We start from the raw sequence: 24,130 nt of genomic DNA, 5'->3' as shown, positions 1-24,130 counted from the left end.
GGGCTTTCTCATTTCTGCATGGCACACTTGTCATCGTTTCGCCCCTCAAGGATGGGTGAGTGGACGTGAAGGAAGTGGGCATGTGGTTTTTTAATGGATTGAAGCCGGCTTTGTGCTGGGTGTTTTTATTGAGTGCCATGGGGCTTGGGCATTGTGTATTGGCGGCTCAACTCGGTGCTTTGGACGTAAGGTCTGCCGACAGTCATGACGGTCTCAAGCTTGAGGCTCACGAGCTCAAATGGATTGTCGAGCACCGGCGAGTGATCGTCGCGTCGGTGCAGTTCCCGTTGTACTTGTTCAAGGATGAGCACGGTCAATGGAGCGGCCTGAACAACGACATTCTCCAGCGTCTTTCGCGGATGACCGGGCTGGAGTTTGTTCATGAAGAGTCGTTCTCGACCGAACACCTGCTCGGACTGCTGGAAAGTGGCAAGGCAGACATGAACACGACACTGTCGGTGAACGATGAACGCAAAGGCTTTCTGGATTTCAGCCATGCCTTTGGCGGGGCTGGCTGGGTGTTCGTCGGGCGGGCCGGAGCTGCTTCGGTCGATTCGTTAGAGGACCTTTCGGGCAAGGTTCTGGCGCTACCGGCCAGGCATGCGCTGGAGGCCGGCATCCGCCGTGACTATCCACAGATCGAGCTGCGCTCGGTGAAAACCTACGCCGAGGCACGCGCCCTGGTCGAAAGCGGCGAAGCCGACGTCACCATTGAAAATGAAACGGGCGCCCACCTGTACCCTGCAGGCCGGCTGGCGATCGGCCCCAGTATCGAAGGTATGTGGGAGGCCGACCATCTCGCCCTGCGCAAAGGGCAGCCACAGCTGTTGAGCATTCTCAACAAGGCGCTCGAGGCTTTTCCTCCGGCAGAGTTGCGAGCCATTCGTTCCAAGTGGCTCAGCGGCGTAGTGCCCAGTCAGCCACCCTCGCTGTGGCAGCGGTTTTATCAGTGGGGTTGCTGGGGAGTATTTTTCGCGAGTCTGTTCGGGCTGATTTCACTGCTGTGGAACCAGCGGCTGAGCATGCAGATCAAGCAGCGACTGAAAGCCGAGCAAGGGCTTGGTGATCAATTGGCGTTCCAGCATGCCTTGATGGATGCCATGCCCGATCCGGTGTTTGTACGGGATCTGGAGGGGCGGTTGATCATGTGCAACAAGAGCTATGAAGAGCATTTGTCGACCCGCTTCGACCAGATGCAGGGAAAACGCCTGACAGAGGTCGACGTTTTGCCTGCCTCGACGGCCGAGCTTCTGCACGCGGAAATCATGGATCAACTCAGCAGTCGGAAAAACCGGTTTACCGAGCGCCAACTGACGTTCAACAGTGGTGTAAGGGATATTTATCAGTGGACGGTGCCGTTCTATAGCGCCGAAGGTTTGCTGCGAGGTGTCGTGGGCGGTTGGACCGATACCCATGGTCGGTAGCGTTATGTGCCTGGCTGACGCTGTTAACCTGCTGTTTTTTTCTTGTCATCTTTCCCATGCATGCTCTGAAGACTCAGGGTAAAAGCGACATACCGTCAGTCGAGTTCAGAACTTTCTTCTCGGGCCAGTGGTCATTTATCACGCCCTTGGCACTTTGTTTTCGGACTATTGAATGGTGATCGAGATGGAAAGTATCAGCCTATTGCTGGGTGAGGCATTGAGCCCGTATCAGGTAACACTGACCCCGTCAGGTACCCATGGCGAATGCCTGGTGACATTGAAGAGTACCGCTGGCGCTATCGTGGTTGAGCGTGAGTTCAATCAGGCGCAGTTCACGGATAAACGGTTGCTGACGGATGTTGTCGACGGATTGCACCGCGACGTTTTGATCGCCGAGGGACGGCTGGAACCCAGCGTGATTGCGGCTCTGCGCAATGTTGCGCAAGACAAACGTCTGGCTGGCAGAAGCTGATTTGTTTTTTGCGGGAACCTTCGCGCAATCAGGTTAGTCAGACCCTGTATCAACAAGAGCGAGCATTGTGCTCCGGTGCTTGTCGCTTGTTGGGCGGGTCTTTGTAGGCCACGTTTAACCCCGAGTCGTCTCCCCACTTCTCGGGGTTTCTTTTGCCTGGCGTTTGGTCAGGGTGTCTCATTCTGGAAAAACCTCTTGGCATCTTCCAGGTACTCGCTGCGCATTTTCGGGTCGAGCCATTGGGCGTAAAACTCGACCAGCCTGGTCTGCCCCGATCCGCGCAATATTTTGTTGATGTGAGCGATGGCCTGACGGCCCTGCTCGGTATCCGAGCAAGCAATATGAGTCGACTGGTACTTGTCCGTGCCGCGAATCGGGAAAAACTCCAGTTCATCGGGCGAGATTCCTTGCTGTTGCGCCTGATAACGAATTTCCGACCAGTACCCCAGCAGGGCGGTCAAACGACCCAGGCGCTGCATTTGCAGCAGACTGCCAAGAGCATCGTTACCGTAATGGGCTGCCAGGCTGTTGCTCGGTGCCTGTTGCAGCAGGCGGTCAACGACCTGGCCGTAACTGCGTTCGGCGACCACTCCCAGTTTCTTGTCCTGATGCGCCAGCAATCGCTCCAGATCAATGCTGTTGCCGATGATGAAGGGCGCAAGCGCTTCGCGGTCCGCATGGCGTATCACAATGCCGTTGCCAGGGACTCGATAGGCCGCGATGGAGTAGACGATCCGTTTTGCCCGTTCCGCGCTCCAGAGCAGCGAAGGGTCGCAGGTGAAGCTGGGTTCCAGGAGCATTTGCATGCCGCGCGCGCGGTTGACCTGAAAGGTTGTGTGTTGGTACTCGGGCATGCTGGCGATCAATTGCGGTAAATACCGGTCGATCACGCCCTGGTTTTTTTGCGGCCCTTCGACAATCGTCAGCGGCGGCAGATCGCGCAGCAACCAGATCAACGTGTCCTTGGCTTGAGCGGCCGAGGGGATTGCCAGCAGGCACGCTAGCGTTGTGCCGAAACCCAGCACACGCAGGTACTGCGCCGCGCATCTGCGAATGGCTGACAACCCTTGCAGTTTAGATTGCCCCATCTGCACGCAGTTGCGCGATCTGTTCCACGTCATAGCCAAGCTCGCTCAACACCTGCACGTTATGTTCACCGAGCTGCGCGCCAACCCATTCGCAAGCGCCCGGTGTTTCCGAGAGTTTCGGCACGATGCCCGGCATCTTGAAGTCTTTTCCATCGGGCAGCTTGGCTTGCAGGAACATTTCCCGGGCAAGAAATTGCGGGTCGCTGAACATGTCTTCGGCGCTGAAGATCCGGCTGGCCGGCACTTCGGCCTGGTTCAACTGCTCGATCACCGCATCCAGCGGCAACGAACTGACCCAGCGATCAATGACCCCATACAGTTCATCGCGACGGCTATCGCGGCCATCGTTGCTGGCAAGCGCTGGATCGTTGGCCAGGTCGTCGCGGCCAATGGTCTGCATGAAGCGCTTGAAGATCGCATCGCCATTGGCGCCAATCTGCACGTGCTTGCCGTCGGCGCTGGTGTGGATGGAGGAGGGCGTGATGCCGGGCATGATGTTGCCGGTGCGCTCGCGGATAAACCCGAATACATCGAATTCCGGGACCATGCTTTCCATCATGGCGAAGATCGCTTCGTACAACGCCACGTCCACCACTTGCCCCTGACCACCGTTGACCTCACGGTGACGCAAGGCCATCAGCGCGCCGATCACGCCCCAGAGCGCGGCAATCGAATCACCGATGGAGATTCCGGTACGCACCGGCGGTCGATCTTCGAACCCGGTGATATAACGCAAGCCGCCCATGGACTCGCCCACTGCGCCGAAGCCCGGTTGATCCTTCATCGGCCCGGTTTGGCCAAAGCCGGACAGACGGACCATCACCAGTTTTGGGTTCAGCGCATGCAGCACCTCCCAGCCGAGGCCGAGTTTTTCCAGCACGCCGGGGCGGAAGTTTTCGATCAGGATGTCGGCTTCGCCGAGCAACTGCTTGAGGATTGCCAGGCCGTCGGGGTGCTTGAGGTTTAGCGTCAGGGACTTCTTGTTGCGCGCCTGGACGAACCACCACAGCGAAGTGCCCTCGTAGAGTTTGCGCCACTTGCGCAACGGGTCGCCGCCGTCCGGAGATTCGATCTTGATCACTTCGGCGCCGAACTCGGCACAAATACGCGAGGCGAAAGGGCCGGCGATCAAAGTGCCGAGTTCGATGATTTTCAGGCCGGCAAGGGGTTTGGCGGTGAGCGGCATGGTCAATCCTGTAGGACAAAGGCTGAGCGAGTAGATCGTTTTATCATAGGCCGGAGCTCATCGCCCACGCTTGATGGCCGTCATGATTCGTTGATTGACCCCGGCATCGGTTAGACTTGCCGCCTTTCCTCGTATCAAGAAGCCCGTTCATGGCCCAGCCGTCCACGACCTACAAGTTTGAACTGAACCTTACCGACCTCGACCGCAGCGTGTACGAGAGCGTCAAGCAAACCATCGCCCGCCACCCTTCGGAAACCGAAGAGCGCATGACTGTGCGGCTGTTGGCCTACGCCCTCTGGTACAACGAGCAGCTGTCTTTTGGTCGTGGTCTGTCGGAAGTGGACGAGCCGGCCCTGTGGGAAAAGAGCCTGGATGACCGCGTTCTGCACTGGATCGAAGTCGGCCAGCCAGATGCCGATCGCCTGACCTGGTGCTCGCGTCGTACCGAACGCACCAGCCTGTTGGCTTACGGCAGCCTGCGCGTTTGGGAAGGCAAAGTGGTGCCAGCAGTCAAAAACCTGAAAAACGTCAACATTGCCGCGGTGCCTCAGGAAGTTCTGGAAACCCTGGCCAAGGACATGCCCCGCGTTATCAAGTGGGACGTGATGATCAGCGAAGGGACGATCTTCGTCACCGACGACCGTGGTCAACACGAAGTCCAGCTGCAATGGTTGGCCGGCGAGCGCGGCTGATTTTTCGCTGCAGGATCGCATCATCCGGTTTTATCCTACGTATTCAAGAGAAGCACCTGTCACCTCATGCGCATCGAACCTCGCCTATTGCCTGACACCCTGCCATTCCTCGGTGATATTCCACCCCTGCTAACCCGTTTATACGCGGCGCGGGGCGTGCAGTCTGAGGCGGAACTGGACAAGAGCCTGGCGCGCTTGATCCCGTATCAACAGCTCAAGGGTATCGAGGCGGCGGTGGACTTGCTGGTGGTGGCACTGGAGCAGCGTCAGCGGATTCTGATCGTTGGCGACTTCGATGCCGATGGCGCCACTGCGAGTACCGTTGGCCTGTTGGGACTGCGTCTGCTGGGCGCGGCCCACGTCGATTATCTGGTGCCCAACCGCTTCGAGTACGGCTACGGCCTGACCCCGGAAATCGTCGCGGTGGCGTTGCAGCGCGAGCCGCAGTTGCTGATCACCGTGGACAACGGCATTTCCAGCGTCGAGGGCGTGGCGGCGGCGAAACAGGCCGGGCTCAAGGTCCTGGTCACCGATCACCACTTGCCCGGTGACGAGCTGCCGTTGGCCGATGCCATCGTCAATCCGAACCAGCCCGGTTGTGAGTTCCCAAGCAAGGCGCTGGCCGGGGTCGGGGTGATTTTTTATGTGCTGATGGCGTTGCGTGCACGCTTGCGCAGCCTGGGCTGGTACGAGAGCAGGCCGCAGCCGAACATCGGCGAATTGCTGGATCTGGTGGCGCTGGGCAGCGTCGCCGACGTGGTGCCACTGGATGCCAACAACCGGATCCTGGTGCATCAGGGCCTGGAGCGGATTCGCGCCGGCCGGGCTCGGCCGGGCATCAAGGCGATTCTCGAAGTGGCCAAGCGTGATCACTCGCGTATCACCTCGACCGATCTGGGGTTCATCCTCGGCCCGCGCCTGAACGCGGCGGGGCGTCTGGACGACATGAGCCTGGGCATCGAGTGCCTGCTGACCGAAGACGTGGCACTGGCCCGTGAAATGGCCGCGCAACTCGATGGGATGAATCAGGACCGCAAATCCATCGAGCAGGGCATGCAGCGCGAAGCGTTGGCCCAGCTCAAGGACTTGCCGCTGGAGTCGATGCCGTTCGGCTTGTGCCTGTTCGATGCCGAGTGGCACCAGGGTGTCATCGGAATCCTTGCTTCGCGTATGAAAGAGCGCTATTTCCGTCCGACTATTGCCTTTGCCGATGCAGGCGACGGCATGCTCAAGGGCTCGGGACGTTCCGTGCAGGGCTTTCACATTCGTGACGCCTTGAGTGTGGTGGCGGCGCAACATCCGACGCTGATCAGCAAGTACGGTGGTCACGCCATGGCGGCGGGCCTGACGTTACCGGAAGCGAACTTTCCATTGTTCGCCGAAGCTTTCGACGCTGAAGTTCGCCGGCAAATGCGTGAAGAGGACCTGACCGGGCGTTTGCTGTCGGATGGCACCCTGGCAGTCGAAGAGTTTCACCTGGAACTGGCCCGCGCCTTGCGCCATGCCGGTCCTTGGGGCCAACACTTCCCGGAGCCGCTGTTTCACGGGGTGTTCCAGTTGGTCGAGCAGCGAGTGGTCGGTGAACGCCACCTCAAGGTAGTGCTGAAAAGCGAATGTGGTTCGGTGAAGCTCGACGGTATTGCGTTTGGCATCGACCGCGACGTCTGGCCGAACCCGACCATTCGCTGGGTCGAACTGGCCTACAAGCTCGACGTCAACGAGTTCCGTGGCCAGGAAACCGTCCAGCTAATGATTGCCCACATCGAACCGCGCTGAGCCCGGTTCCAGCAGAAATTTCAATGGGGCCTTTGTGGCGAGGGAGCTTGCTCCCGCTGGGGCGCGGAGCGGCCCTAAATGCATTTTGTCTGACGCATGTCGGTGAATGGTTTTACGACTGCTGCGCCCGAACGCGGACCGGCCGACGGGAGCAAGCTCCCTCGCCACAGGTTCCGTGCTGGCTTCTACTAATTGGAGCGTTTCGTTTCTGAACCCTCCCTCATCCCCCGATGTCGACTAGGCTCTAATCACTGCTTGATTGGCCTTGTGACGTTTTGTCCATTTTTTACCCGCGGGGGCGGGTGCCGCATCCTTTCCTGTCACTCGTCGACTATTCAAACAGAACCCTGGAGCCTGCCCACTGATTTGAGAGGTGCCCCATGAGTCTGCTGCTTGAACCGTATACCCTTCGCCAATTGACCCTGCTCAACCGCATCGCGGTGTCGCCGATGTGCCAATACTCCAGCGTCGATGGACTGGCCAATGACTGGCACCTGGTCCACCTCGGTAGCCGTGCCGTGGGTGGGGCCGGCCTGATATTTACCGAAGCCACGGCAGTCACCGCCGAGGGTCGGATCACCGCTCAGGACCTGGGCCTGTGGAACGATGAACAGATCGAACCACTGCAACGCATCACCCGCTTTATCACCGCCCAAGGCGCCGTTGCCGGTATTCAACTGGCCCACGCCGGACGCAAGGCCAGCACCCACCGGCCGTGGCTGGGCAAACATGGCAGTGTCAAACCGGCGGATGGCGGCTGGACCCCGGTCGGCCCCTCGCCGATTGCCTTCGACCCTCAACACACGCCCCCCACACCACTGACCGAGGCGCAGATCGCCGAGGTGATTCAGGCGTTCGTCGAGTCGGCCAAGCGTGCACTGACCGCAGGCTTCAAAGTGGTTGAAGTGCACGCGGCTCATGGCTATCTGCTGCATCAATTTCTGTCGCCGTTGAGCAATCAGCGCCGTGATCAGTACGGCGGGTCTTTCGAAAACCGCATTCGTCTGGTGCTGGAAGTGACCGAGGCGGTACGCGCGGTCTGGCCTGAAGAGTTGCCCTTGTTCGTTCGGGTATCGGCCACCGATTGGGTCGAAGATGGCTGGAACCCGGATGAAACCGTAGAGTTGGCGCGGCGCTTGAAAGCGTTGGGGGTCGATCTGATCGACGTGTCATCAGGCGGCACTGCGGCGAATGCGGAGATCCCGACCGGGCCGGGTTATCAGACGCGGTTTGCCGAGCGTGTGCGCAAGGAGTCAGGGATTGCCACCGGCACCGTCGGATTGATTACCGAACCTGCGCAAGCCGAACACATTCTGCGCACCTGTCAGGCCGACATCATCCTGCTGGCTCGCGAACTGTTGCGCGATCCCTATTGGCCACTGCACGCCGACGATGACCTGGGCGGACGCAAGGCCATCTGGCCGGCGCAGTATCAACGGGCGACGAGCCGCGATCAGCCGATTCATGAGTCGGATTTGCGGGACTGAGTGAAGCTGCAAAAACCAAAAGCCCCGGTTGTTTGGCCGGGGCTTGCTTGTCTGGCGGAAATTTTTATCGGCTTTACTGGCCTCATCGCGAGCAAGCTCAGCTCCTACGGGGGAGCGGGGTCGACGAGGTAGATTCCGTAGGAGCAAGGCTTGCCCGCGATGGGGCCCGTCCAGACGCCACTTATCTTATGACGCCGCCCAATCCGGGTACTTGCGCTTGTCCGGTGCTGGCGGGAAATACTGGTACAGCCAGGTTTCGCTCAACGTCCGGTCATGGGTGCGGATGAACAAGCGCAGTTCCACCGGCGCCACGCTGTCATCGGTCGGGACCCAGTCAAAGGTGATTCGATAGCCTTTGATGTCATCCAGCGCCAGCACATTGAAATCCTTGACCTGACCGCTCGACGCCGTGACCACCGGTTCGATGCCGGTGCCTTCAGGCAAGCGATCCAGTCCGCCGCCGGTGAAGTCGACCGCAAAACGCCGCGCCCAGACTTTCGGATAGTGCTCGCCGGGGGCCCAGCCTTCGACGAAACCGCCCATGCCCGAACGCGTGGCATTGACCCGTGCCAACGGCGTGCCCACCGGCGGCAGGGCGCTCCAGTAGAGCTTGTAGCCGTAGCTCAGCGAGTCGCCTGCGGCCACCGGTTTTTTCGGGGTCCAGAAGGCCACGATGTTGTCCAGGGTTTCGCCTGTGGTCGGGATTTCCAACAGGTCGACAGAGCCTTCGCCCCAGGCGGTGGTCGGCTCGACCCACAGGCTCGGGCGCTTGCTGTACCAATCGACGGTGTCCTGATAGCTGTCGAACTCATGGTCGGTCTGCACCAGTCCAAAGCCTTTCGGGTCCGTGTCGGCGAAGGCGTTGAATTGCAGGGTCGCCGGGTTATTCAGCGGGCGGCAGATCCATTCGCCATTACCACGCCACATCGCCAGCCGATCCGAGTCGTGGATCTGCGGGTGAAGGGTGTCGCACATGCGCCGCTCGTGAGTGCCGCAACTGAACATGCTGGTCATCGGCGCGATACCGAGTTGCTCAATGGCCGTGCGCGCGTTGACGTGTGCATCAATGGCCATCACCACCTGATTGGCCTGGCAGTCGATGTCAAAGCGGTAGGCACCGGTGGCACTCGGTGAGTCGAGCAGGGCATAGACCACGAAACGGGTGCTGTCCTTGTCCGGGGTTTCGAACCAGAACTTGGTGAAGTCCGGAAATTCTTCGCGCTTCTTCGCGTAGGTGTCGATCGCCAGGCCACGGGCCGACAAACCGTACTGGCCGGTGTTATCCACCGCACGGAAGTAGCTGGCGCCGAGGAACGACACCACGTCATGTTTATCCAGCTCCGGGGCCTTGAACAGCTTGAACCCGGCAAAGCCCAGGTCGCCCTTGAGCTGCGCGGTATCGACGCCGCTGTTCTGGTAATTGAACAGGGACGGGTGGAAATGCACCTCCCGCGCTTGACGGGTCTTGGGGTCGACGCTGTACATGCGCACCGGTTGCTTGAAGCCCATGCCGACGTGGAAGAACTGCACGTCGAGTTGCCCGTTCAAGTCATTCCACAGCGAATGTCTGGCGTCGTACTGAATCGCGTTGAACTGCTGCGGCGTCATGTTCGCCAGCGTCGGCGGCAACACCTGCTTGGTGTCGGCATAACCACTGCTGGCCAGTTGCTTGGCTTGTGCCTGCAACGCCTCGAAGTCGAAGGTCTGGGCCTCGCCGTCGGCCGTCCCGGCCCAGGCCCGTGCGGCCAGCAATCCAGTGGCCGAAAGGCCGGTGTAGGCAGCGATGGCCATGGAGGCTTTGAGCAAATTCCTGCGGTGCATAGGACAACCTGTGGTGGACGATCCCGCGGCGTTCCTGGCTGCGATACGGATCAAAATGTGTGGTTCGGACAAGCCTTCGGCCAAACGCGTCGGATTCTAAACAGATGCCCAATAAGATAAAGCGTTCGAAATAACTCGAAAATGATTAGTGTGCGTTTCCTGGAAAATTCCCACAGGCCGTGCCAGGGCTGCGTGTTACTTGCAACGCCAGACGTGCAATTGTATGAGCTGGCCCTCCGAGGATATTCAGCTGTCGTTCAAACCGACTTGGTGTTTCAAATAAGCGTTTTCATTTATTTGACTAATTACTCTAAAAACAGCTCGCAAACGTTTTTTTGTCCCTATTCTTAGGCTCATGACCGGCCTTTGCCCTTGAGGCCGGTGAACGTTCAGCAGCTGTCTGGCAGGTGCCGGTCGCTGCTGAAGAAGGAGCAGGGCGATGAGGTATCTGAAGTTTCAGTTCACGTGCAGAGGGATATCGTCCATGGAAAAAGCGCAAAGCTTCATCGGGTTTTTAGGGATTTTCTCAGGCTTGAGCCTCTCGCGAAGGTCTCGCCGGCTGAATTCAGAGGAGGCGAAACTCGTCGAGCAGTATCGAGCGTTATCGGAGAATGACCGGATTGCAATGCGCTATCTGGCGGATGCGATGCACCGTGTTTCGCGGTTTTGAGGCGGGTTGACGGCACCTCCCATATCCGCTTATGGGGGGGCTGTTTGTCTTGTGCACCAGCTCCGATTGCATTGAGTGTCACCACTCCTGATTACGCTCGGTTCGTTCATGCAATATTCGCAGGATCTGCACTTGGCCGAGTACCAGGCGATAAGGTGCAACAAATGGAAGCTGATTCAGAACAAATTCACGTATATCCGGTACCAGTGAAGGACGCCCGGAGCCGGGGAACAGTTCAAGTTGGCCAAAGGTGTTGAGGATGCTTGTCACCACATCGTTGGTAGCGGATGTGCCAATCAGCCCGCAATAGTGTTCATGAATGGCGTCCAGGTCACTCTCAGCTTTCTCGGTCAGTGCGACTCTCGGCACGATTTGCCCACTTAGCCTTCACGGCGTCCAGATCGGTCAGTTTTCCAGCATCGGCATCGGCAATACCTTCGCTGATTGCTTGCAGGTGCCAGGATTCGGCTTCTACATAACGCACCAGTGCGCGCTTGAGGTGGTACTGACGGTCACGATCGGTCGCTGCTGCAAGCTGATCCAGTTGCTGGGCAAGATTCTCTTCGACTCGAAAGGACAAAACGGGCGAGGCCATCGCGGCTCTCCTGTGAAGGTGTATACATTGTAAACGACGTAAACACCCTAGGCCCTGCCAAGATTTCAGTCAATCACCGTTGTGCGCTCGGTGTCAGGAAATCTTAGCGGGGCAGGTGCTGGAGAGAGTGAGCGATGTGTTGCCGAATGCTTGCTCCCTCTAGTAGTTGTCAGTCAATACCGACTGACTTTCCAGGCATCACCCGCAGGGGCGGTGCCGTGGTCATACGGTTTACCGAGCCATATATAGAGCAGCCCCAGGCCAATCACGATGGCAGTGCTCAAGACCATGGCGTAGTTGATGTACCACGCGGCATCCGGGGTACGTGGCCAGGCCATGTTGATGATGGCGCCCACGCCATAGACCAGCGCGCCGATGTTCACCGGCAGGCCCCAGGCGCCCAGGGTGAATTTGCCGCTGGGTTTCCAGCCGCGAGCGCGGGCGTAGAGGGCGGCGAGCACGATCATCTGGAACGCCAGATAGATGCCGATGGCCGCAAAGCTGACGATGGTGGCGACGGCGTCTTGCAGGACAAAACCGAGGGCGATGATCAGCGCTGGCAGGACGCCAGACACAAACAGTGCGGCAACCGGAACCTGAGTCGTCGGTGAAATCTTTTTCAGCAGTGCACTGCCAATGACCATTTCGTCACGAGCGTAGGAATACAGCAGACGACTGGCCGCGGCTTGCAGGCTGATGACGCAGGAGATGAAGGAAATCATCACCACGCCCATCACCACTTTCGAACCGACCGGACCGAAGGCGTTATTGAGGATGGTGGTTACCGGGTCCTTGTCGGTGCCGTTGATCACCGCTTGCATGTCCGGCACCGCAAGAATCAGCGCCAGGCAGGCGAACATCGCCGCGATGCCGCCGATGTAGATGGTCATGCGCATCGCCACCGGAATCTGCTTGCTCGGGTTCGGGGTTTCTTCGGCCACGTCACCGCAGGCCTCGAAGCCGTAGTACAGAAACATCCCGGCCAGGGAGGCGGTCAGGAACGCCGGCAGGTAGGAACCGTCGACACGGATATCAAAGGTGTTGAACAGCACGCTGAGTGGCTGATGGCGTTCGAAGACCAACAGGTACACGCCGACGACCACCGCACCGACCAGTTCGCAGAGAAAGCCGAACATGGCGATGCGCGCCAGCACTTTGGTGCCGCTGAGGTTCACCAGGGTGGCGAACAGCGTCAGCACCAGGGCGATGACGATGTTGGTGTTGTTGCTCGGTTCAAAGCCCATCATCGCCGCCAGGTAAGGACCGGCACCGACCGCAACGGCCGCGATGGTGACGCACAGGGCAATGGAGTAGATCCAGCCGACCATCCACGCCCAGCGTTTGCCGACCAAACGGCGAGCCCACGGGTAGACGCCACCGGAAATCGGGAACTGCGACACCACTTCACCGAAAATCAGGCAGACCAGCAGTTGGCCGCAACCGACCAGCAAATACGCCCAGAACATCGGCGGGCCACCGGCGGCGAGGCACAAGCCGAACAGGGTATAAACCCCTACGACAGGGGAGAGGTAGGTGAAGCCCAGGGCGAAGTTTTCCCATAGGCTCATGCTGCGATTGAAGTTCGAGGTGTAGCCCAGCTTGCGTAACTGCTCGGCATCGCTGTCGGCGGTTATTGCAGGGAGTTCAGGTAGTGCAGTCATGGCGTTGATGCTCCGGAAAATCGGCAGATTTCGGATGTCCGATACCGTGGCTGGGCCATGATGGCTCAACCCGGATCGGTGGTTATTGTTGTGGTCTGAATTACCGTGAAGCGTTTTTCTGTAGCAGCTGCCGAAGGCTGCGTTCGGCCGCGAAGCGGTCGTATGTTGAACACCCCGATCGTTCAGGAGGATCACTGTGGACCTTTTTGCGACCGCTGCGCGCTCGAACGCAGCCTTCGGCAGCTGCTACAAGGTCTGCGTTAGTGCTTGAACATCACATGTCGCACGGTGGTGTAGTCCTCCAGTCCGTACATGGACATGTCCTTGCCATAGCCGGACAGTTTCTGACCGCCGTGGGGCATTTCGCTGACCAGCATGAAGTGCGTATTCACCCAGGTGCAGCCGTACTGCAAACGGGCGGCGAGGCGGTGAGCGCGGCCGACATCGGACGTCCAGACCGACGACGCCAGGCCGTAGTCCGAATCGTTGGCCCACGCCAGCACTTGTGTTTCATCGGCGAATGAGGTCACCGACACCACCGGCCCGAACACCTCGCGGCGGACGATCTCGTCGTCCTGCCGGGCGTCGGCCAACACCGTTGGTTCGAAGAAGAAACCGTTGCCTTCCACTGCTTTGCCGCCAGTGATCAGGCGGATGTGCGGTTGCGCGATGGCGCGCTCGACGAAACCGGCTACACGGTCTCGATGTTGGGCGGTAATCAGCGGGCCCAACTCGGTGGACGGGTCATCCTGCAGGCCGTACTTGATGCTGCTGACGGCTGCGCCAAGCTTCTCGACGAATTTTTCGTAGATGCCGGCCTGGGCGTAGATGCGGCAAGCGGCGGTGCAATCCTGGCCCGCATTGTAGAAACCAAAGGTGCGAATACCTTCAACGGCGGCGTCGATGTCGGCGTCGTCGAAGATGATCACCGGGGCTTTACCGCCCAGTTCCATGTGCATGCGTTTGACGCTGTCGGCGGTGCTGGAAATGATGTTCGAACCGGTGGCGATGGAGCCGGTCAGCGAGACCATGCGAACTTTCGGGTGGGTGACCAACGGGCTACCGACTGTAGGCCCACGACCGAAGACCAGGTTGAGTACGCCCGCCGGGAAAATCTCCGACGCTAGTTCTGCCAGACGCAGCGCAGTCAGCGGGGTTTGCTCCGACGGCTTGAGCACCACGGTATTACCGGCTGCCAGCGCCGGGGCGATTTTCCAGGCGACCATCATCAGCGGATAGTTCCACGGTGCGATGGAGGCGATCACGCCGACCGGGTCGCGGCGGATCATCGAGGTGTGGCCCGGCAGGTATTCACCACCGGCCGAACCGCTCATGCAGCGACTGGCGCCGGCGAAGAAACGGAATACATCGGCAATCGCCGGGATCTCGTCGTTCAACGCGGCGCTGTAGGGCTTGCCGCAGTTGTCCGATTCCAGCTTGGCCAGTTCCTCGCCGTGGGCCTGGATGACGTCGGCGAGTTTGAGCAACAGCAGCGAGCGGTCTTTTGGTGGAGTCTGCGACCAGCCTTCGAAGGCGGCATCGGCAGCCCGCACCGCGGCATCGACCTGGGCTTCGCTGGCTTCGTTGATTTCTACCAGTACCCGACCCAGCGCCGGGTTGAATACCGCTTGGGCGGGGCCTTCGCCGGTGACAAGCTGGCCGTTGATCAAGAGTTTGGTTTGCATAGCGATGTCCTCATCGAAGCAGTTCTTGTTTTCTTGCTGGAACCGGTCCTTGTGGGAGCGAGCCTGCTCGCGATAGCGGTTTTACAGTCGACATCTCTGTTGAATGTCAGTCAGTCATCGCGAGCAGGCTCGCTCCCACAAAAAAACCAGGTTCCACAGTGAGTAGTCGTTGTCAGTTATTTACCGCCGCTGCCCGCGACGCTTTCGCCGCCGCGAGTCAGGTAATAGGCGCCAAGGATCGGCAGCATGGTCACGAGCATCACCAGCATCGCCACCACGTTGGTCACCGGTACGTCGCGTGGGCGGCTGAGCTGGTTGAGCAGCCACAACGGCAAGGTGCGTTCGTGGCCAGCGGTGAACGTGGTAACGATGATTTCGTCGAACGACAGCGCGAACGCCAACATGCCACCAGCCAGTAATGCCGAGCCAAGGTTCGGCAGGACGATGTAGCGGAAGGTCTGCCAACCGTCGGCGCCGAGATCCATCGACGCTTCGATCAAGCTGTACGAGGTACGGCGCAGGCGGGCGATGACGTTGTTGTAGACGATCACCACGCAGAAGGTTGCGTGGCCGACGATGATGGTGAACATCCCCGGCTCGATGCCCAGCGTCTTGAACGTCGCCAGCAGCGCAATACCGGTGATGATCCCCGGCAACGCAATCGGCAGGATCAGCATCAGCGAGATGCCCTGCTTGCCGAAGAACTCCCGGCGGTACAACGCCGCCGACGCGAGGGTGCCGAGGACCATCGCAATCAACGTCGCAATCGCAGCGATTTGCGCCGAAAGCTTGATCGCGCCCAGCACATCGGGCCGCGCGAACGCCACGCTGAACCACTTCAGGGTGAAGCCCTGGGGCGGAAAGCTGAATGCCGCGTCTTCAGTGTTGAAGGCGTACAGGAAGATGATCAGGATCGGGAAGTGCAGGAACACCAACCCGCCCCAGGCAGCAATGCGCAGGCCGAGAGAGGCTTGCTCTCCCCGAATCCCGGGCTCACGTTTTTTGGCATCAGAGCGCATCGAAGGCCCCCAGACGTTTGACGATGGACAGGTAGATGGCGATCAGTACGATCGGCACCAAGGTGAAGGCCGCGGCCATTGGCATGTTGCCGATGGCGCCTTGCTGGGCGTAGACCATGCTGCCGACGAAGTAGCCCGGCGGTCCGATCAGCTGCGGCACGATGAAGTCACCGAGGGTCAGCGAAAAGGTGAAGATCGAACCAGCCGCGATACCCGGAATCGACAGTGGCAGAATCACCTGCATGAAGGTCTGGTGCGGCTTGGCGCCTAGGTCGGCGGAGGCTTGCAGCAGCGATGGCGGCAGGCGTTCCAGCGACGCCTGGATCGGCAGGATCATGAACGGCAGCCAGATGTAGACGAACACCATGAACCGGCCCAGATGGGAGGTCGACAGGGTGCTGCCGCCCACGCCGGGAATCCCCAGCACGAACTGCAACACCGGCTCCAGCCCCAGGTGCTGAACGAACCACTGCGCCACGCCACCCTTGGCCAGCAGCAGGGTCCAGGCGTACGCCTTGACGATGTAACTGGCCCACATCGGCATCATCACCGCGATGTAGAAAAATGCTTTGGTGTTGCCGATGGTGTAACGCGCCATGTAGTAGGCAATCGGAAACGCGACGATGGCGCTGGCAATCGAGACCACGATCGCCATGCTCAGGGTGCGCAGGATGATGTCGAAGTTCGAGGGGGTGAACAGCGCTGCGAAGTTCGCCAGGGTCAGCTCGGGCGTGACCGTCATGGTGAAGTCGTCGAAGGTGTAGAAACCCTGCCACAGCAGCGTCAGCAGCGAGCCCAGATAGATCGCGCCGAACCAGATCAGCGGCGGCACCAGCAGCATTGCGAGGTACAGGTTGGGCCGGCGATACAGCAGGTTGGAAAACCTGTGCAGCGGCGAGCTGCCGACCGGGGTTTGGGTCAAGGTCGCACTGTTCATTTCAGACCCCGCTCGCAACGGCGTCGTGCAACGGGACCATGGCCTCGCGGGCCCAGCGAGCACTGATGCGTTGCCCGGTTTGATGTTGGACACTGACGTCCAGCCACTGGTTGTTGGCGTGGCTGATGCTCAGGGTCTGACCGTTTTCAAGCTTCATCTCGTAACGCGTGGCGCTGCCCTGGTACTGGATGTCGTGCAGCAGGCCGCTGACTTCGATCTCATGGCTGGCCTTTGGGCCTTCGGCAAAACGCACGTGTTCCGGACGGATCGAGAACGGCTGCGGATGGCCGCTCAACTGTCGGGCCAGCTCGCCGCGAATCACGTTGGAGGTGCCGACGAATTCAGCGACGAAGGTGGTGTTTGGTTTCATGTACAGGTTGCGCGGTGTGTCGACCTGCTCGATGCGGCCCTTGTTGAACACTGCCACGCGGTCGGACATCGACAGCGCTTCGGTCTGGTCGTGGGTGACGAAGATGAAGGTGATGCCGAGTTGGCGCTGGAGCTTCTTCAATTCCCCCTGCATTTGTTCGCGCAGTTTCAGATCGAGTGCGCCCAACGGTTCATCGAGCAGCAGCACTCGCGGGCGATTGACCAGCGCTCGGGCCAGGGCCACGCGCTGGCGCTGGCCTCCGGAAAGTTGCACCGGTTTACGCTCGCCGTAACCGCCGAGGGCGACCATGTCGAGGGCTTCTTCGGCGCGCTTGAGACGCTCGGCCTTGCCGACGCCTTTGACTTTCAAACCGTAAGCAACGTTGTCGCGAACGTTCATATGCGGGAACAGCGCGTAATCCTGAAACACGGTGTTCACGTCACGTTGATAGGGCGGCAAACCGGCAGCTTCAGCGCCGTGAATGCGGATCGAGCCGGCGCTTGGTTGTTCGAAACCGGCGATCAGCCGCAAGCAGGTGGTTTTGCCCGAGCCGGAAGGGCCGAGCATGGAAAAGAACTCGCCGTCCTGGATTTCGATGGAAACCCGGTCGACGGCTTTCACTTCGCCGAACTGACGGGAGACGTTGGTGAACTGGACTGCAAGCGTCATGGTGCGGTGCTCCAAAAAGGCCAAAGCCGTCGCAGCGGCCCTGCCTGGACTTCTGAAAAAGCTGAGTCGTGATCGATGTGCTAGTGAGCTTTTGTGGCGAGGGAGCTTGCTCCCGCTCGAGCGCGAAGCGGTCGCAATTTCGCCAACGCGTTCTAACTGACAGATCGCAGTCGCAGGTTTTACGACTGCTGCGCAGCCGAGCGGGAGCAAGCTCCCTCGCCACAGGGGATCGGTGTGTTATCTACCGCCCATGATCGCGATGTAGTCCTGGGTCCAGCGGCTATACGGTACGAACTTGCCACCTTCAGCCTGTGGGGTTTTCCAGAAGGCGATCTTGTCGAACTGGTCGAAACCGTTGTTTTTGCAGCCTTCGGCGCCCAGCAATTCGCTTCCCGTGCAAGCCGCCGGCACGGCTGGTAGCGAGCCGAACCACGCGGCTACGTCACCCTGGACTTTGGGTTGCAGCGACCAGTCCATCCACTTGTAGGCGCAGTTCGGGTGCTTGGCATCGGCGTGCAACATGGTGGTATCGGCCCACCCGGTAACGCCTTCTTTCGGAATGGTCGAGGCTACGGGCTGCTTATCGGCTTGCAGGCCGTTGACCATGTAACCCCAGGTGCTGGAGGCCGCGACGCCTTCGTTCTTGAAATCGCTCATCTGCACGGTCGCGTCATGCCAGTAGCGGTGCACCAGCGGTTGCTGGGCGCGCAGCAGGTCGAGCACAGCCTTGTACTGGGTTTCGGTCAGTTCGTAAGGGTTCTTGATACCCAGTTCCGGCTTGGTCGATTTCAGGTACAGCGCGGCGTCGGCGATGTAGATCGGGCCGTCATAAGCTTGCACCCGACCCTTGTTGGCCTTTCCGTCCGGCAGGTTTTGCGGATCGAACACCACGCTCCAGCTTGTAGGCGCGGTCTTGAACACGTTGGTGTTGTACATCAGCACGTTCGGGCCCCATTGATAAGGCGTGCCGTAAACCTGTTGGTTGACCACGTACCAAGGCCCGTCCTTGAGGCGCGGGTCGATGTTTTTCCAGTTCGGGATCAATGCCGTATTGATCGGTTGCACACGTTTGCCGCCGATCAAGCGCAACGAAGCATCGCCGGACGCGGTCACCAGGTCGTAACCGCCCTTGGCCATCAGGCTGACCATTTCATCAGAGGTGGCGGCGGTTTTGACGCTGACCTTGCAACCGGTTTCCTTCTCGAAACCGCTGACCCAATCGTAGGCCTTATCGCTCTCGCCACGTTCGATGTAGCCCGGCCAGGCGACGATATCCAGTTGGCCTTCGCCCGCGCCAACGGCTTTCAGCGGTTCGGCGGCCTGAATACTGGCACTGGCCAGCAGTAAGGGGGTGATTGCACTGAACAGTGCGGTCTTGTGCACGAACATGGGGTTTCCCTCTTCTTTAATTATCGTCGGGGCAGTGTTTGAACGTGGCAGAGCTGGCCTTTTCGGCTCGTTGTTAGCGTAGTGCGGTTATTTCAGATCGCTGCCGTGACGCGCCATGATGTGCCGCACCACGCTGTAGTCCTGGAGCGAGTCGCTGGATAAGTCTTTGCCGTAACCCGAGCGCTTCAAGCCGCCGTGGGGCATTTCGCTGACCAGCATGAAATGGCTGTTGATCCAGGTGCAGCCGTACTGCAACCGCGCTGCCACCTGCATCGCCTTGTCCAGGTTCTGGGTCCAGACCGATGACGCCAGGCCATATTCCGAGTCGTTGGCCCAGTCCACTGCCTGTTCCAATTCATCGAAGCGGGTCACGGTGACCACCGGCCCGAACACTTCGCGCTGGACGATTTCATCACTCTGTTTGCAGCCGGCCAGCAGAGTCGGCTGGTAGTAGAAACCGGCGCCGGAATGCACTGCCGCGCCGGTCACCCGCTCGATGTGCGGCTGGCCGAGGGCGCGTTCGACAAAACTGGCCACACGGTCGCGCTGGCGAGTGCTGATCAGCGGGCCGAGCTCGTTGTCGGCGTCACGTTTACCGGCGAAGCGCAGGCTGCTGACCGCAGCGCCGAGTTCGGCCACCAATTTGTCGTGAATCCCGGCCTGTGCATAAATCCGGCAGGCGGCGGTGCAGTCTTGCCCGGCGTTGTAGTAGCCATAAGTGCGCACGCCTTCGATCACCGCTTGAATATCCGCGTCGTTGCAGACGATCACCGGGGCTTTGCCACCGAGTTCGAGGTGTGTACGTTTCAGGGTTTTGGCGGCGGCCTGGAGGATTTTCTGTCCGGTGACAATGTCGCCGGTCAGCGAGACCATGCGCACTTTCGGGTGGCTGACCAAATGGCTACCGACACCTTCACCGCCGCCGCAAATAATGTTGATCACCCCGCGCGGGAGAATCTCGGCCAGCGCCGGTGCGAGGGCGAGGATCGACAGCGGCGTGTGTTCGGACGGCTTGAACACCAGCGTGTTGCCGGCGGCCAGGGCCGGGGCGATTTTCCACGCGGCCATCATGATCGGGTAGTTCCACGGCGCGATGGACGCTACGACACCTATCGGATCGCGGCGCACCATGCTGGTGTAACCCGGCAAATATTCACCGCTGAGCTGTCCGGTCTGGCAGCGCACGGCGCCGGCAAAGAAGCGAAACACGTCGACCGTCGCGCTCAAATCGTCCTGACGGGCCAGGTGCAATGGCTTGCCGCAGTTCAGCGATTCGAGACGGGCGAGGAGGTCGGCGTGTTTTTCCACCGCGTTGGCGATGTCCAGCAGGATGTTCGAGCGCTGTTGCGGGGTGGTGCGCGACCAACCGGCGAAGGCGCGGTGGGCGGCGAGGATGGCGGCTTCGACTTGTTCGGTGCTGGCTTCGGCGATGTGCGTCAGCACTTCACCGGTGGCCGGGTTGAGGATCGGCTCGACAAAGCCCTGGCCTGCGATTAATTCACCATCGATCAGCAATGCCGTGAACAACGGGGTTTGTGCGCCAGCCATTTTTCGGGTTCTCTTTTCTTGTGTGGCCATGGTGCTCCCTGTGACTGGAGGCCCGACCGTCTTATTTAGATGCACAGAGACTAGTGGTCGGGCTTGTGGGCGACAAATACTAAATACTGAATGCAGCGTTCGATTAAATAGATGACTTGCGCCCGCCGTGAGGCTGCTCGCGGGCGACGGTCAGGAACGGATCGACCAACGCCGGGCGGGCGGTGCCACGACGCCAGGCCAGGCCGACGTCGAGGGTCTGGCTGAGGTCGGCGATCGCTCGCGCTTCGATGATGTCGCCTTCCAGCGACCAGGGGCGGTAGGTCATGTCGGGTTGAATCGACACGCCAAGGCCGGCCGCCACCAGGCTTCGAACGGCCTCGGTGGAGGCCGTGCGCAAGGTGATGCGCGGTTGCAAAGAGGCTGCCGACCACATGCGCTGGGCGTTGCGGTCCATTTCATCGACGTTCAATTGAATCAACGGCTCACGGGCGACATCGGCGAGGTTGATGCTGTCGTGCTCCAGCAACGGGTGCTGGGCCGGCAGCCACAGGCGGTGCGGTGAATGCGTGAGTACCTCGGTTTGCAGCGCATGGCGATCCTCAAGGTTGGAGAGGATCAGCACCCCGACATCGATTTCGCCGCTGACCAGCAAATGCTCGATGTAGGGCCGCTCGTCTTCCGTTACGCGAATGTCGACGTTGGGGTAGGCGCGTTGAAAACGGGTGAGCAAATCGGCGAGGTAGTAACCAGCGACCAGGCTGGTTACGCCGATGGTCAACTGGCCGGCGACCTGATCGGTACTTTGCTGAAGGCTGCGTTTGGCGTTGTCGACCGTGGCCAGGATCAAGTGCGCCTGACGCAGGAACTGATGGCCCTGGTGGGTGAGGGTCATGCCCTTGGCGTGGCGATTGAACAGGCTGACGCCAATTTCTTGCTCAAGCTGCTGGATCGCCAGGGTCAAGGTGGACTGGGAAATGTACACCGCTTGTGCGGCAGACGAGATCGAGCCGGTCTCGGCCACGGCGATGAAGTGACGGATCTGACGCAAGGTCATCATGGGGAATTACCCGGTGGGCGGTTTTTATAGATTTGCCAGAGTGTATATCTTTTTAATCGATGCCCAGGCAGGGGCTTGGTTGGGGATAGGGGATAGGGGGAGGGGAGAGCCCCGTTACTGGCTGCATCCATGCAGCCAGTTCCGAAGGGTCGATGTTACGCATTGTTCAATGCGGCTCCCGATCAAGTCGCAGTGAGTCAGGCGCGGATATCTCGATCATATCCACAACGTGTTTGTTATCGAATTCAAACCCGGTGCCTGAAGGCCCTATATTGCTTCGATACTATTTCAGCGTTACATCAATCATCGGGGGAATGTAACCATAGTCATATTCGGCCACCACGAAAGTCTGCTGCCCTTTCACCTTGATGCCCACTGTCGGCGCTTCAGTGCCGCCGACCCGGTACTGCATTCCGGTGTCGCTTTCCTTTGTGGGTACGGTGTCGATGAACGAAGTCACCAGGCCATTAGGCATCACGTAATGTGAATAGGTTTGAAATGGCTGGGAAGAGGGGTTGCCCAGCACCAGACCGGAACCGTTCAGTGGCACGTAAGGGCCGAAGAGCGAATCCGCGACGAAACCGTACACCCCGTCCGGACCGGTCACACCGTCGGCATAAGTGAATTTATGGCTGATGGTGAACAAATAGTATTTGCCGTCCTGAAACAGGAAGTGTGGACGTTCGGTCTGGTCATTGACGCCTACTGCAGTCAGCAGTGGCGGCAACATTTCCCAGTCGTCGCCATCTTCGTCATTTGCTACGGCGATACCGACACAGGCGGTTTGGAAGCGCGAGTTACCGACATCTTCATAGCCCGGCGGTACGTCGCCGATTTCAGCTTCGCCGACCTTGTGCGAACCACGCTCACCGGCCACGTTGCCCTCAAACAGCATGTACAACTTGCCGTCTTTCGGATCGCGGAACGGCCATGGATCACGGAAGCCCCAGTACGGATTCTGCGTTTCGGTCTGATAGATCTCGCCGTCAGCCTCGAACAGCGACGTAACCTTTTTGAAGCCCACCATCTCGACGCCATGCTCGGTAGTGACCACGCGGCCACGCACCTTGACGATCGTGGCGCCCGGCGTGACGGCGGTGTAATACAAATCCACGTCGCCCTGGTCGTTCAGCAGAATCGGGGAGCCAGCCCATTCACGCGTGGTTGGAGACACACCTTGCGCCATCACGCGACCACCAAACTGCCAGTCTTTACCGGTGCGGGAAAACCAGTAGTACATCTTTGCCCGACCATGACGATCGTTCCAGTCTCGGATGATGTCGTAATTACCGTTCTCGTCGATGTACTCCGGATCATTCGGGTGACGATCTGCCGTCAAGGTGAAAATGACCGACCAGCCGTCGACAGAAGCCACGTTACCGTCGATATCGCGCAGCGGCATGGTGTCCCAGATGAACACCTCGTTGCTCAATACCGGGAAATCCGCACTGACCAGAGGCTGGGTAGTGGTCGGATCATCGGCGTGAACTTTTAGCGCGTCGGCGCGGGTCCACAAGCTGGGCTGGTGGGGAAGCTGACCAAGTTTTTCAGTGTTGCTTTTCATAGGGAGTACCTCATCCATGAATATATTTAAATGAATCTTCGTTAGTGACTGTATATCCATACAGTGATTTCACTGTAAGTCAGTGAATTTTCAAGATCAAGTAAAAATTCCATTTTTTTGAATTTATGGGTTTTTTGTTGCTAGCTGATACGTTTCATCAGGTGATTTTTTGCACAAAAAAGGCCTACCTCTCGGTAAGCCTCTGGTCGTCCGCCGTGCGGCATGATGTGGTTTTGAAGTGAAAAGATCTTTTTGGACCGTTACGCAGCCCAACGGAGGGCACGCTCCGCTCGCCACAAACCCGTGCGCAATTTCTGATCTGTTTATTCTTTCCCCAAAGCCTCGGTCGGAGGCTACGTTGCCTTGCGTCGCTGCCTACACCTGCGCCAGAATCCGCCGGCTTGTGCGTCTTGGTCGTCGCCTCTATTGTTCCCGTGTCACTGCCCATCAGTGATCGGGTTTAGTCGCCTGCCGTAGCTAAGTCGCATCAGTGCTGATCAGTCAGGTATCCCATCCCTGCACTTGATGGTGGCTGTGCGCAGGGCGCCCTCGGGCGCGCCGATTTCTTAGCTCGTCGGTCGACTAACCTGCGTATAGCCGCCACCCATTCGTTTAGTCGCGAACAGGTTGCAGCCTCACTCAAAGAGAGCTAAGCCAATGTTCAAAGCCACCCCAAATCCACCCGAAACCGACCCGGTTTCCCCCTACGCGTCCCTCGACTCAAAAGAACTCCACGCCGCCGCGCACCGTGCGCTCGATCATTACCTGGTGCTGCCGGAAACCAAGACGTTGCTAGCCGACCGCCGTCCCGGCTGCATTTTCGTCATTGCCCCCGACGTCGACAGCGAAACCCTGCTGGCCCACGCCTGCGAAACCCTCGCCTCGGTGAATGTCATGGCCAGCGATCTGGCGTTTGAGCTTGAAGGCCCCAAACGCAATACCGCGCTGGCGATTCAGCAGATGATTTCCCTGGCCGAGTTGGCGGTGAATCGGGCGCTGGATAACTTCGATCAGCCAGAGACTTAGCAG

General features: G+C 59.4%; 21 protein-coding genes. 7 read left to right on the top strand and 14 right to left on the bottom strand.

Translation table 11 applies throughout. The features are described 5' to 3' along the window. Positions 1 to 80: 80 nt before the first annotated feature. Both AO353_RS04345 and AO353_RS04340 read left to right on the top strand, forming a co-directional pair. A complete protein-coding gene (locus tag AO353_RS04345; RefSeq protein ID WP_054593845.1) occupies positions 81 to 1,424 on the top strand; it encodes a transporter substrate-binding domain-containing protein in 1,344 nt (447 codons plus the stop codon). 184 nt (positions 1,425 to 1,608) lie between these two features. After that, complete coding sequence (locus tag AO353_RS04340) at positions 1,609 to 1,896, top strand: DUF3509 domain-containing protein (RefSeq protein ID WP_054598172.1); 288 nt, start codon at positions 1,609 to 1,611, stop codon at positions 1,894 to 1,896. Positions 1,897 to 2,063: 167 nt separating this feature from the next. Here AO353_RS04340 and AO353_RS04335 read toward each other — a convergent pair whose 3' ends face one another. Together AO353_RS04335 and AO353_RS04330 are read right to left on the bottom strand one after the other, a co-directional pair. Next, the gene (locus AO353_RS04335; RefSeq protein ID WP_054593844.1) at positions 2,064 to 3,017 is read right to left on the bottom strand and encodes a TIGR02285 family protein; all 954 of its coding nucleotides are present in this window, start codon (positions 3,015 to 3,017) and stop codon (positions 2,064 to 2,066) included. Beyond that, a complete protein-coding gene (locus AO353_RS04330) occupies positions 2,971 to 4,170 on the bottom strand; it encodes a CaiB/BaiF CoA transferase family protein (RefSeq protein ID WP_054593843.1) in 1,200 nt (399 codons plus the stop codon). The genes AO353_RS04335 and AO353_RS04330 overlap by 47 nt, the downstream gene beginning before the upstream one ends. 149 nt (positions 4,171 to 4,319) lie before the next feature. On the opposite strand from AO353_RS04330, the gene AO353_RS04325 reads away from it, so the two are divergent. From AO353_RS04325 to AO353_RS04315, 3 genes are all read left to right on the top strand, one after another. Beyond that, positions 4,320 to 4,862 carry a YaeQ family protein gene (locus AO353_RS04325; protein WP_054593842.1) on the top strand — a complete coding sequence of 181 codons (543 nt, stop codon included), beginning with the start codon at positions 4,320 to 4,322 and terminating at the stop codon, positions 4,860 to 4,862. A 66-nt stretch (positions 4,863 to 4,928) separates the two neighbouring features. Further along, the gene (gene recJ, locus AO353_RS04320; protein ID WP_054593841.1) at positions 4,929 to 6,638 is read left to right on the top strand and encodes a single-stranded-DNA-specific exonuclease RecJ; all 1,710 of its coding nucleotides are present in this window, start codon (positions 4,929 to 4,931) and stop codon (positions 6,636 to 6,638) included. 380 nt (positions 6,639 to 7,018) lie between these two features. Beyond that, positions 7,019 to 8,125, top strand: a complete 1,107-nt coding sequence (locus AO353_RS04315; RefSeq protein ID WP_054593840.1) for an NADH:flavin oxidoreductase/NADH oxidase — start codon at positions 7,019 to 7,021, stop codon at positions 8,123 to 8,125. Between the two features lie 186 nt (positions 8,126 to 8,311). Here AO353_RS04315 and AO353_RS04310 read toward each other — a convergent pair whose 3' ends face one another. Beyond that, a complete protein-coding gene (locus tag AO353_RS04310) occupies positions 8,312 to 9,946 on the bottom strand; it encodes a glucan biosynthesis protein D (RefSeq protein ID WP_054593839.1) in 1,635 nt (544 codons plus the stop codon). Positions 9,947 to 10,430: 484 nt separating this feature from the next. On the opposite strand from AO353_RS04310, the gene AO353_RS04305 reads away from it, so the two are divergent. Continuing rightward, complete coding sequence (locus AO353_RS04305; RefSeq protein ID WP_054598171.1) at positions 10,431 to 10,616, top strand: hypothetical protein; 186 nt, start codon at positions 10,431 to 10,433, stop codon at positions 10,614 to 10,616. Between the two features lie 78 nt (positions 10,617 to 10,694). Here AO353_RS04305 and AO353_RS29510 read toward each other — a convergent pair whose 3' ends face one another. The 11 genes from AO353_RS29510 to AO353_RS04255 all read right to left on the bottom strand — a co-directional run bounded on the left by AO353_RS29510 (position 10,695) and on the right by AO353_RS04255 (position 23,101). Further along, positions 10,695 to 10,985, bottom strand: coding sequence for a type II toxin-antitoxin system RelE/ParE family toxin (locus tag AO353_RS29510; RefSeq protein WP_081013696.1), 291 nt, complete (start codon positions 10,983 to 10,985; stop codon positions 10,695 to 10,697). Then, positions 10,954 to 11,211 (bottom strand): CopG family ribbon-helix-helix protein, encoded by a 258-nt coding sequence (locus tag AO353_RS04300; RefSeq protein WP_054593838.1) that lies wholly within the window; start codon positions 11,209 to 11,211, stop codon positions 10,954 to 10,956. Before AO353_RS04300 ends, AO353_RS29510 begins: the two co-directional genes overlap by 32 nt. 173 nt (positions 11,212 to 11,384) lie before the next feature. Then, entirely contained in the window at positions 11,385 to 12,872 is a 1,488-nt protein-coding gene (locus AO353_RS04295; protein ID WP_054593837.1) for an APC family permease, read from the bottom strand. A 260-nt stretch (positions 12,873 to 13,132) separates the two neighbouring features. Beyond that, positions 13,133 to 14,557: a gamma-aminobutyraldehyde dehydrogenase gene (locus AO353_RS04290; protein WP_054593836.1), complete on the bottom strand. Its 1,425-nt coding sequence runs from the start codon at positions 14,555 to 14,557 to the stop codon at positions 13,133 to 13,135. Between the two features lie 176 nt (positions 14,558 to 14,733). Further along, positions 14,734 to 15,576: an ABC transporter permease gene (locus AO353_RS04285; protein WP_054593835.1), complete on the bottom strand. Its 843-nt coding sequence runs from the start codon at positions 15,574 to 15,576 to the stop codon at positions 14,734 to 14,736. Further along, a complete protein-coding gene (locus tag AO353_RS04280; RefSeq protein WP_054593834.1) occupies positions 15,566 to 16,513 on the bottom strand; it encodes an ABC transporter permease in 948 nt (315 codons plus the stop codon). Before AO353_RS04280 ends, AO353_RS04285 begins: the two co-directional genes overlap by 11 nt. A gap of 1 nt (position 16,514) precedes the next feature. Then, the gene (locus AO353_RS04275) at positions 16,515 to 17,552 is read right to left on the bottom strand and encodes an ABC transporter ATP-binding protein (protein WP_054593833.1); all 1,038 of its coding nucleotides are present in this window, start codon (positions 17,550 to 17,552) and stop codon (positions 16,515 to 16,517) included. Positions 17,553 to 17,789: 237 nt separating this feature from the next. Further along, positions 17,790 to 18,941: a putative ABC transporter substrate-binding protein YdcS gene (gene ydcS, locus AO353_RS04270; protein WP_054593832.1), complete on the bottom strand. Its 1,152-nt coding sequence runs from the start codon at positions 18,939 to 18,941 to the stop codon at positions 17,790 to 17,792. An 87-nt stretch (positions 18,942 to 19,028) separates the two neighbouring features. Continuing rightward, positions 19,029 to 20,519 (bottom strand): gamma-aminobutyraldehyde dehydrogenase, encoded by a 1,491-nt coding sequence (locus AO353_RS04265; protein ID WP_081013695.1) that lies wholly within the window; start codon positions 20,517 to 20,519, stop codon positions 19,029 to 19,031. A gap of 103 nt (positions 20,520 to 20,622) precedes the next feature. Beyond that, positions 20,623 to 21,537: a LysR family transcriptional regulator gene (locus tag AO353_RS04260; RefSeq protein ID WP_054593830.1), complete on the bottom strand. Its 915-nt coding sequence runs from the start codon at positions 21,535 to 21,537 to the stop codon at positions 20,623 to 20,625. 283 nt (positions 21,538 to 21,820) lie between these two features. Next, positions 21,821 to 23,101: a glycoside hydrolase family 68 protein gene (locus AO353_RS04255; protein ID WP_054593829.1), complete on the bottom strand. Its 1,281-nt coding sequence runs from the start codon at positions 23,099 to 23,101 to the stop codon at positions 21,821 to 21,823. A gap of 657 nt (positions 23,102 to 23,758) precedes the next feature. Here AO353_RS04255 and AO353_RS04250 point away from each other — a divergent pair. After that, positions 23,759 to 24,127 (top strand): DUF6124 family protein, encoded by a 369-nt coding sequence (locus tag AO353_RS04250; protein WP_054593828.1) that lies wholly within the window; start codon positions 23,759 to 23,761, stop codon positions 24,125 to 24,127. Positions 24,128 to 24,130: the final 3 nt, after the last annotated feature.

Origin of the sequence: Pseudomonas fluorescens (assembly GCF_001307155.1) — a bacterium.
GTDB lineage: Bacteria > Pseudomonadota > Gammaproteobacteria > Pseudomonadales > Pseudomonadaceae > Aquipseudomonas > Aquipseudomonas helvetica.
The sequence above is the reverse complement of the archived record's forward strand: the minus strand, read 5'-3'. Positions and strand labels throughout refer to the sequence as shown.

Coding starts and splice junctions, on each gene's coding strand:
- AO353_RS04345 (WP_054593845.1), top strand. CDS start 81: ATGTGGTTTTTTAATGGATTGAAGCCGGCTTTGTGCTGGGTGTTTTTA.
- AO353_RS04340 (WP_054598172.1), top strand. CDS start 1,609: ATGGAAAGTATCAGCCTATTGCTGGGTGAGGCATTGAGCCCGTATCAG.
- AO353_RS04335 (WP_054593844.1), bottom strand. CDS start 3,017: ATGACGTGGAACAGATCGCGCAACTGCGTGCAGATGGGGCAATCTAAA.
- AO353_RS04330 (WP_054593843.1), bottom strand. CDS start 4,170: ATGCCGCTCACCGCCAAACCCCTTGCCGGCCTGAAAATCATCGAACTC.
- AO353_RS04325 (WP_054593842.1), top strand. CDS start 4,320: ATGGCCCAGCCGTCCACGACCTACAAGTTTGAACTGAACCTTACCGAC.
- recJ (WP_054593841.1), top strand. CDS start 4,929: ATGCGCATCGAACCTCGCCTATTGCCTGACACCCTGCCATTCCTCGGT.
- AO353_RS04315 (WP_054593840.1), top strand. CDS start 7,019: ATGAGTCTGCTGCTTGAACCGTATACCCTTCGCCAATTGACCCTGCTC.
- AO353_RS04310 (WP_054593839.1), bottom strand. CDS start 9,946: ATGCACCGCAGGAATTTGCTCAAAGCCTCCATGGCCATCGCTGCCTAC.
- AO353_RS04305 (WP_054598171.1), top strand. CDS start 10,431: ATGGAAAAAGCGCAAAGCTTCATCGGGTTTTTAGGGATTTTCTCAGGC.
- AO353_RS04300 (WP_054593838.1), bottom strand. CDS start 11,211: ATGGCCTCGCCCGTTTTGTCCTTTCGAGTCGAAGAGAATCTTGCCCAG.
- AO353_RS04295 (WP_054593837.1), bottom strand. CDS start 12,872: ATGACTGCACTACCTGAACTCCCTGCAATAACCGCCGACAGCGATGCC.
- AO353_RS04290 (WP_054593836.1), bottom strand. CDS start 14,557: ATGCAAACCAAACTCTTGATCAACGGCCAGCTTGTCACCGGCGAAGGC.
- AO353_RS04285 (WP_054593835.1), bottom strand. CDS start 15,576: ATGCGCTCTGATGCCAAAAAACGTGAGCCCGGGATTCGGGGAGAGCAA.
- AO353_RS04280 (WP_054593834.1), bottom strand. CDS start 16,513: ATGAACAGTGCGACCTTGACCCAAACCCCGGTCGGCAGCTCGCCGCTG.
- AO353_RS04275 (WP_054593833.1), bottom strand. CDS start 17,552: ATGACGCTTGCAGTCCAGTTCACCAACGTCTCCCGTCAGTTCGGCGAA.
- ydcS (WP_054593832.1), bottom strand. CDS start 18,941: ATGTTCGTGCACAAGACCGCACTGTTCAGTGCAATCACCCCCTTACTG.
- AO353_RS04265 (WP_081013695.1), bottom strand. CDS start 20,519: ATGGCCACACAAGAAAAGAGAACCCGAAAAATGGCTGGCGCACAAACC.
- AO353_RS04260 (WP_054593830.1), bottom strand. CDS start 21,537: ATGATGACCTTGCGTCAGATCCGTCACTTCATCGCCGTGGCCGAGACC.
- AO353_RS04255 (WP_054593829.1), bottom strand. CDS start 23,101: ATGAAAAGCAACACTGAAAAACTTGGTCAGCTTCCCCACCAGCCCAGC.
- AO353_RS04250 (WP_054593828.1), top strand. CDS start 23,759: ATGTTCAAAGCCACCCCAAATCCACCCGAAACCGACCCGGTTTCCCCC.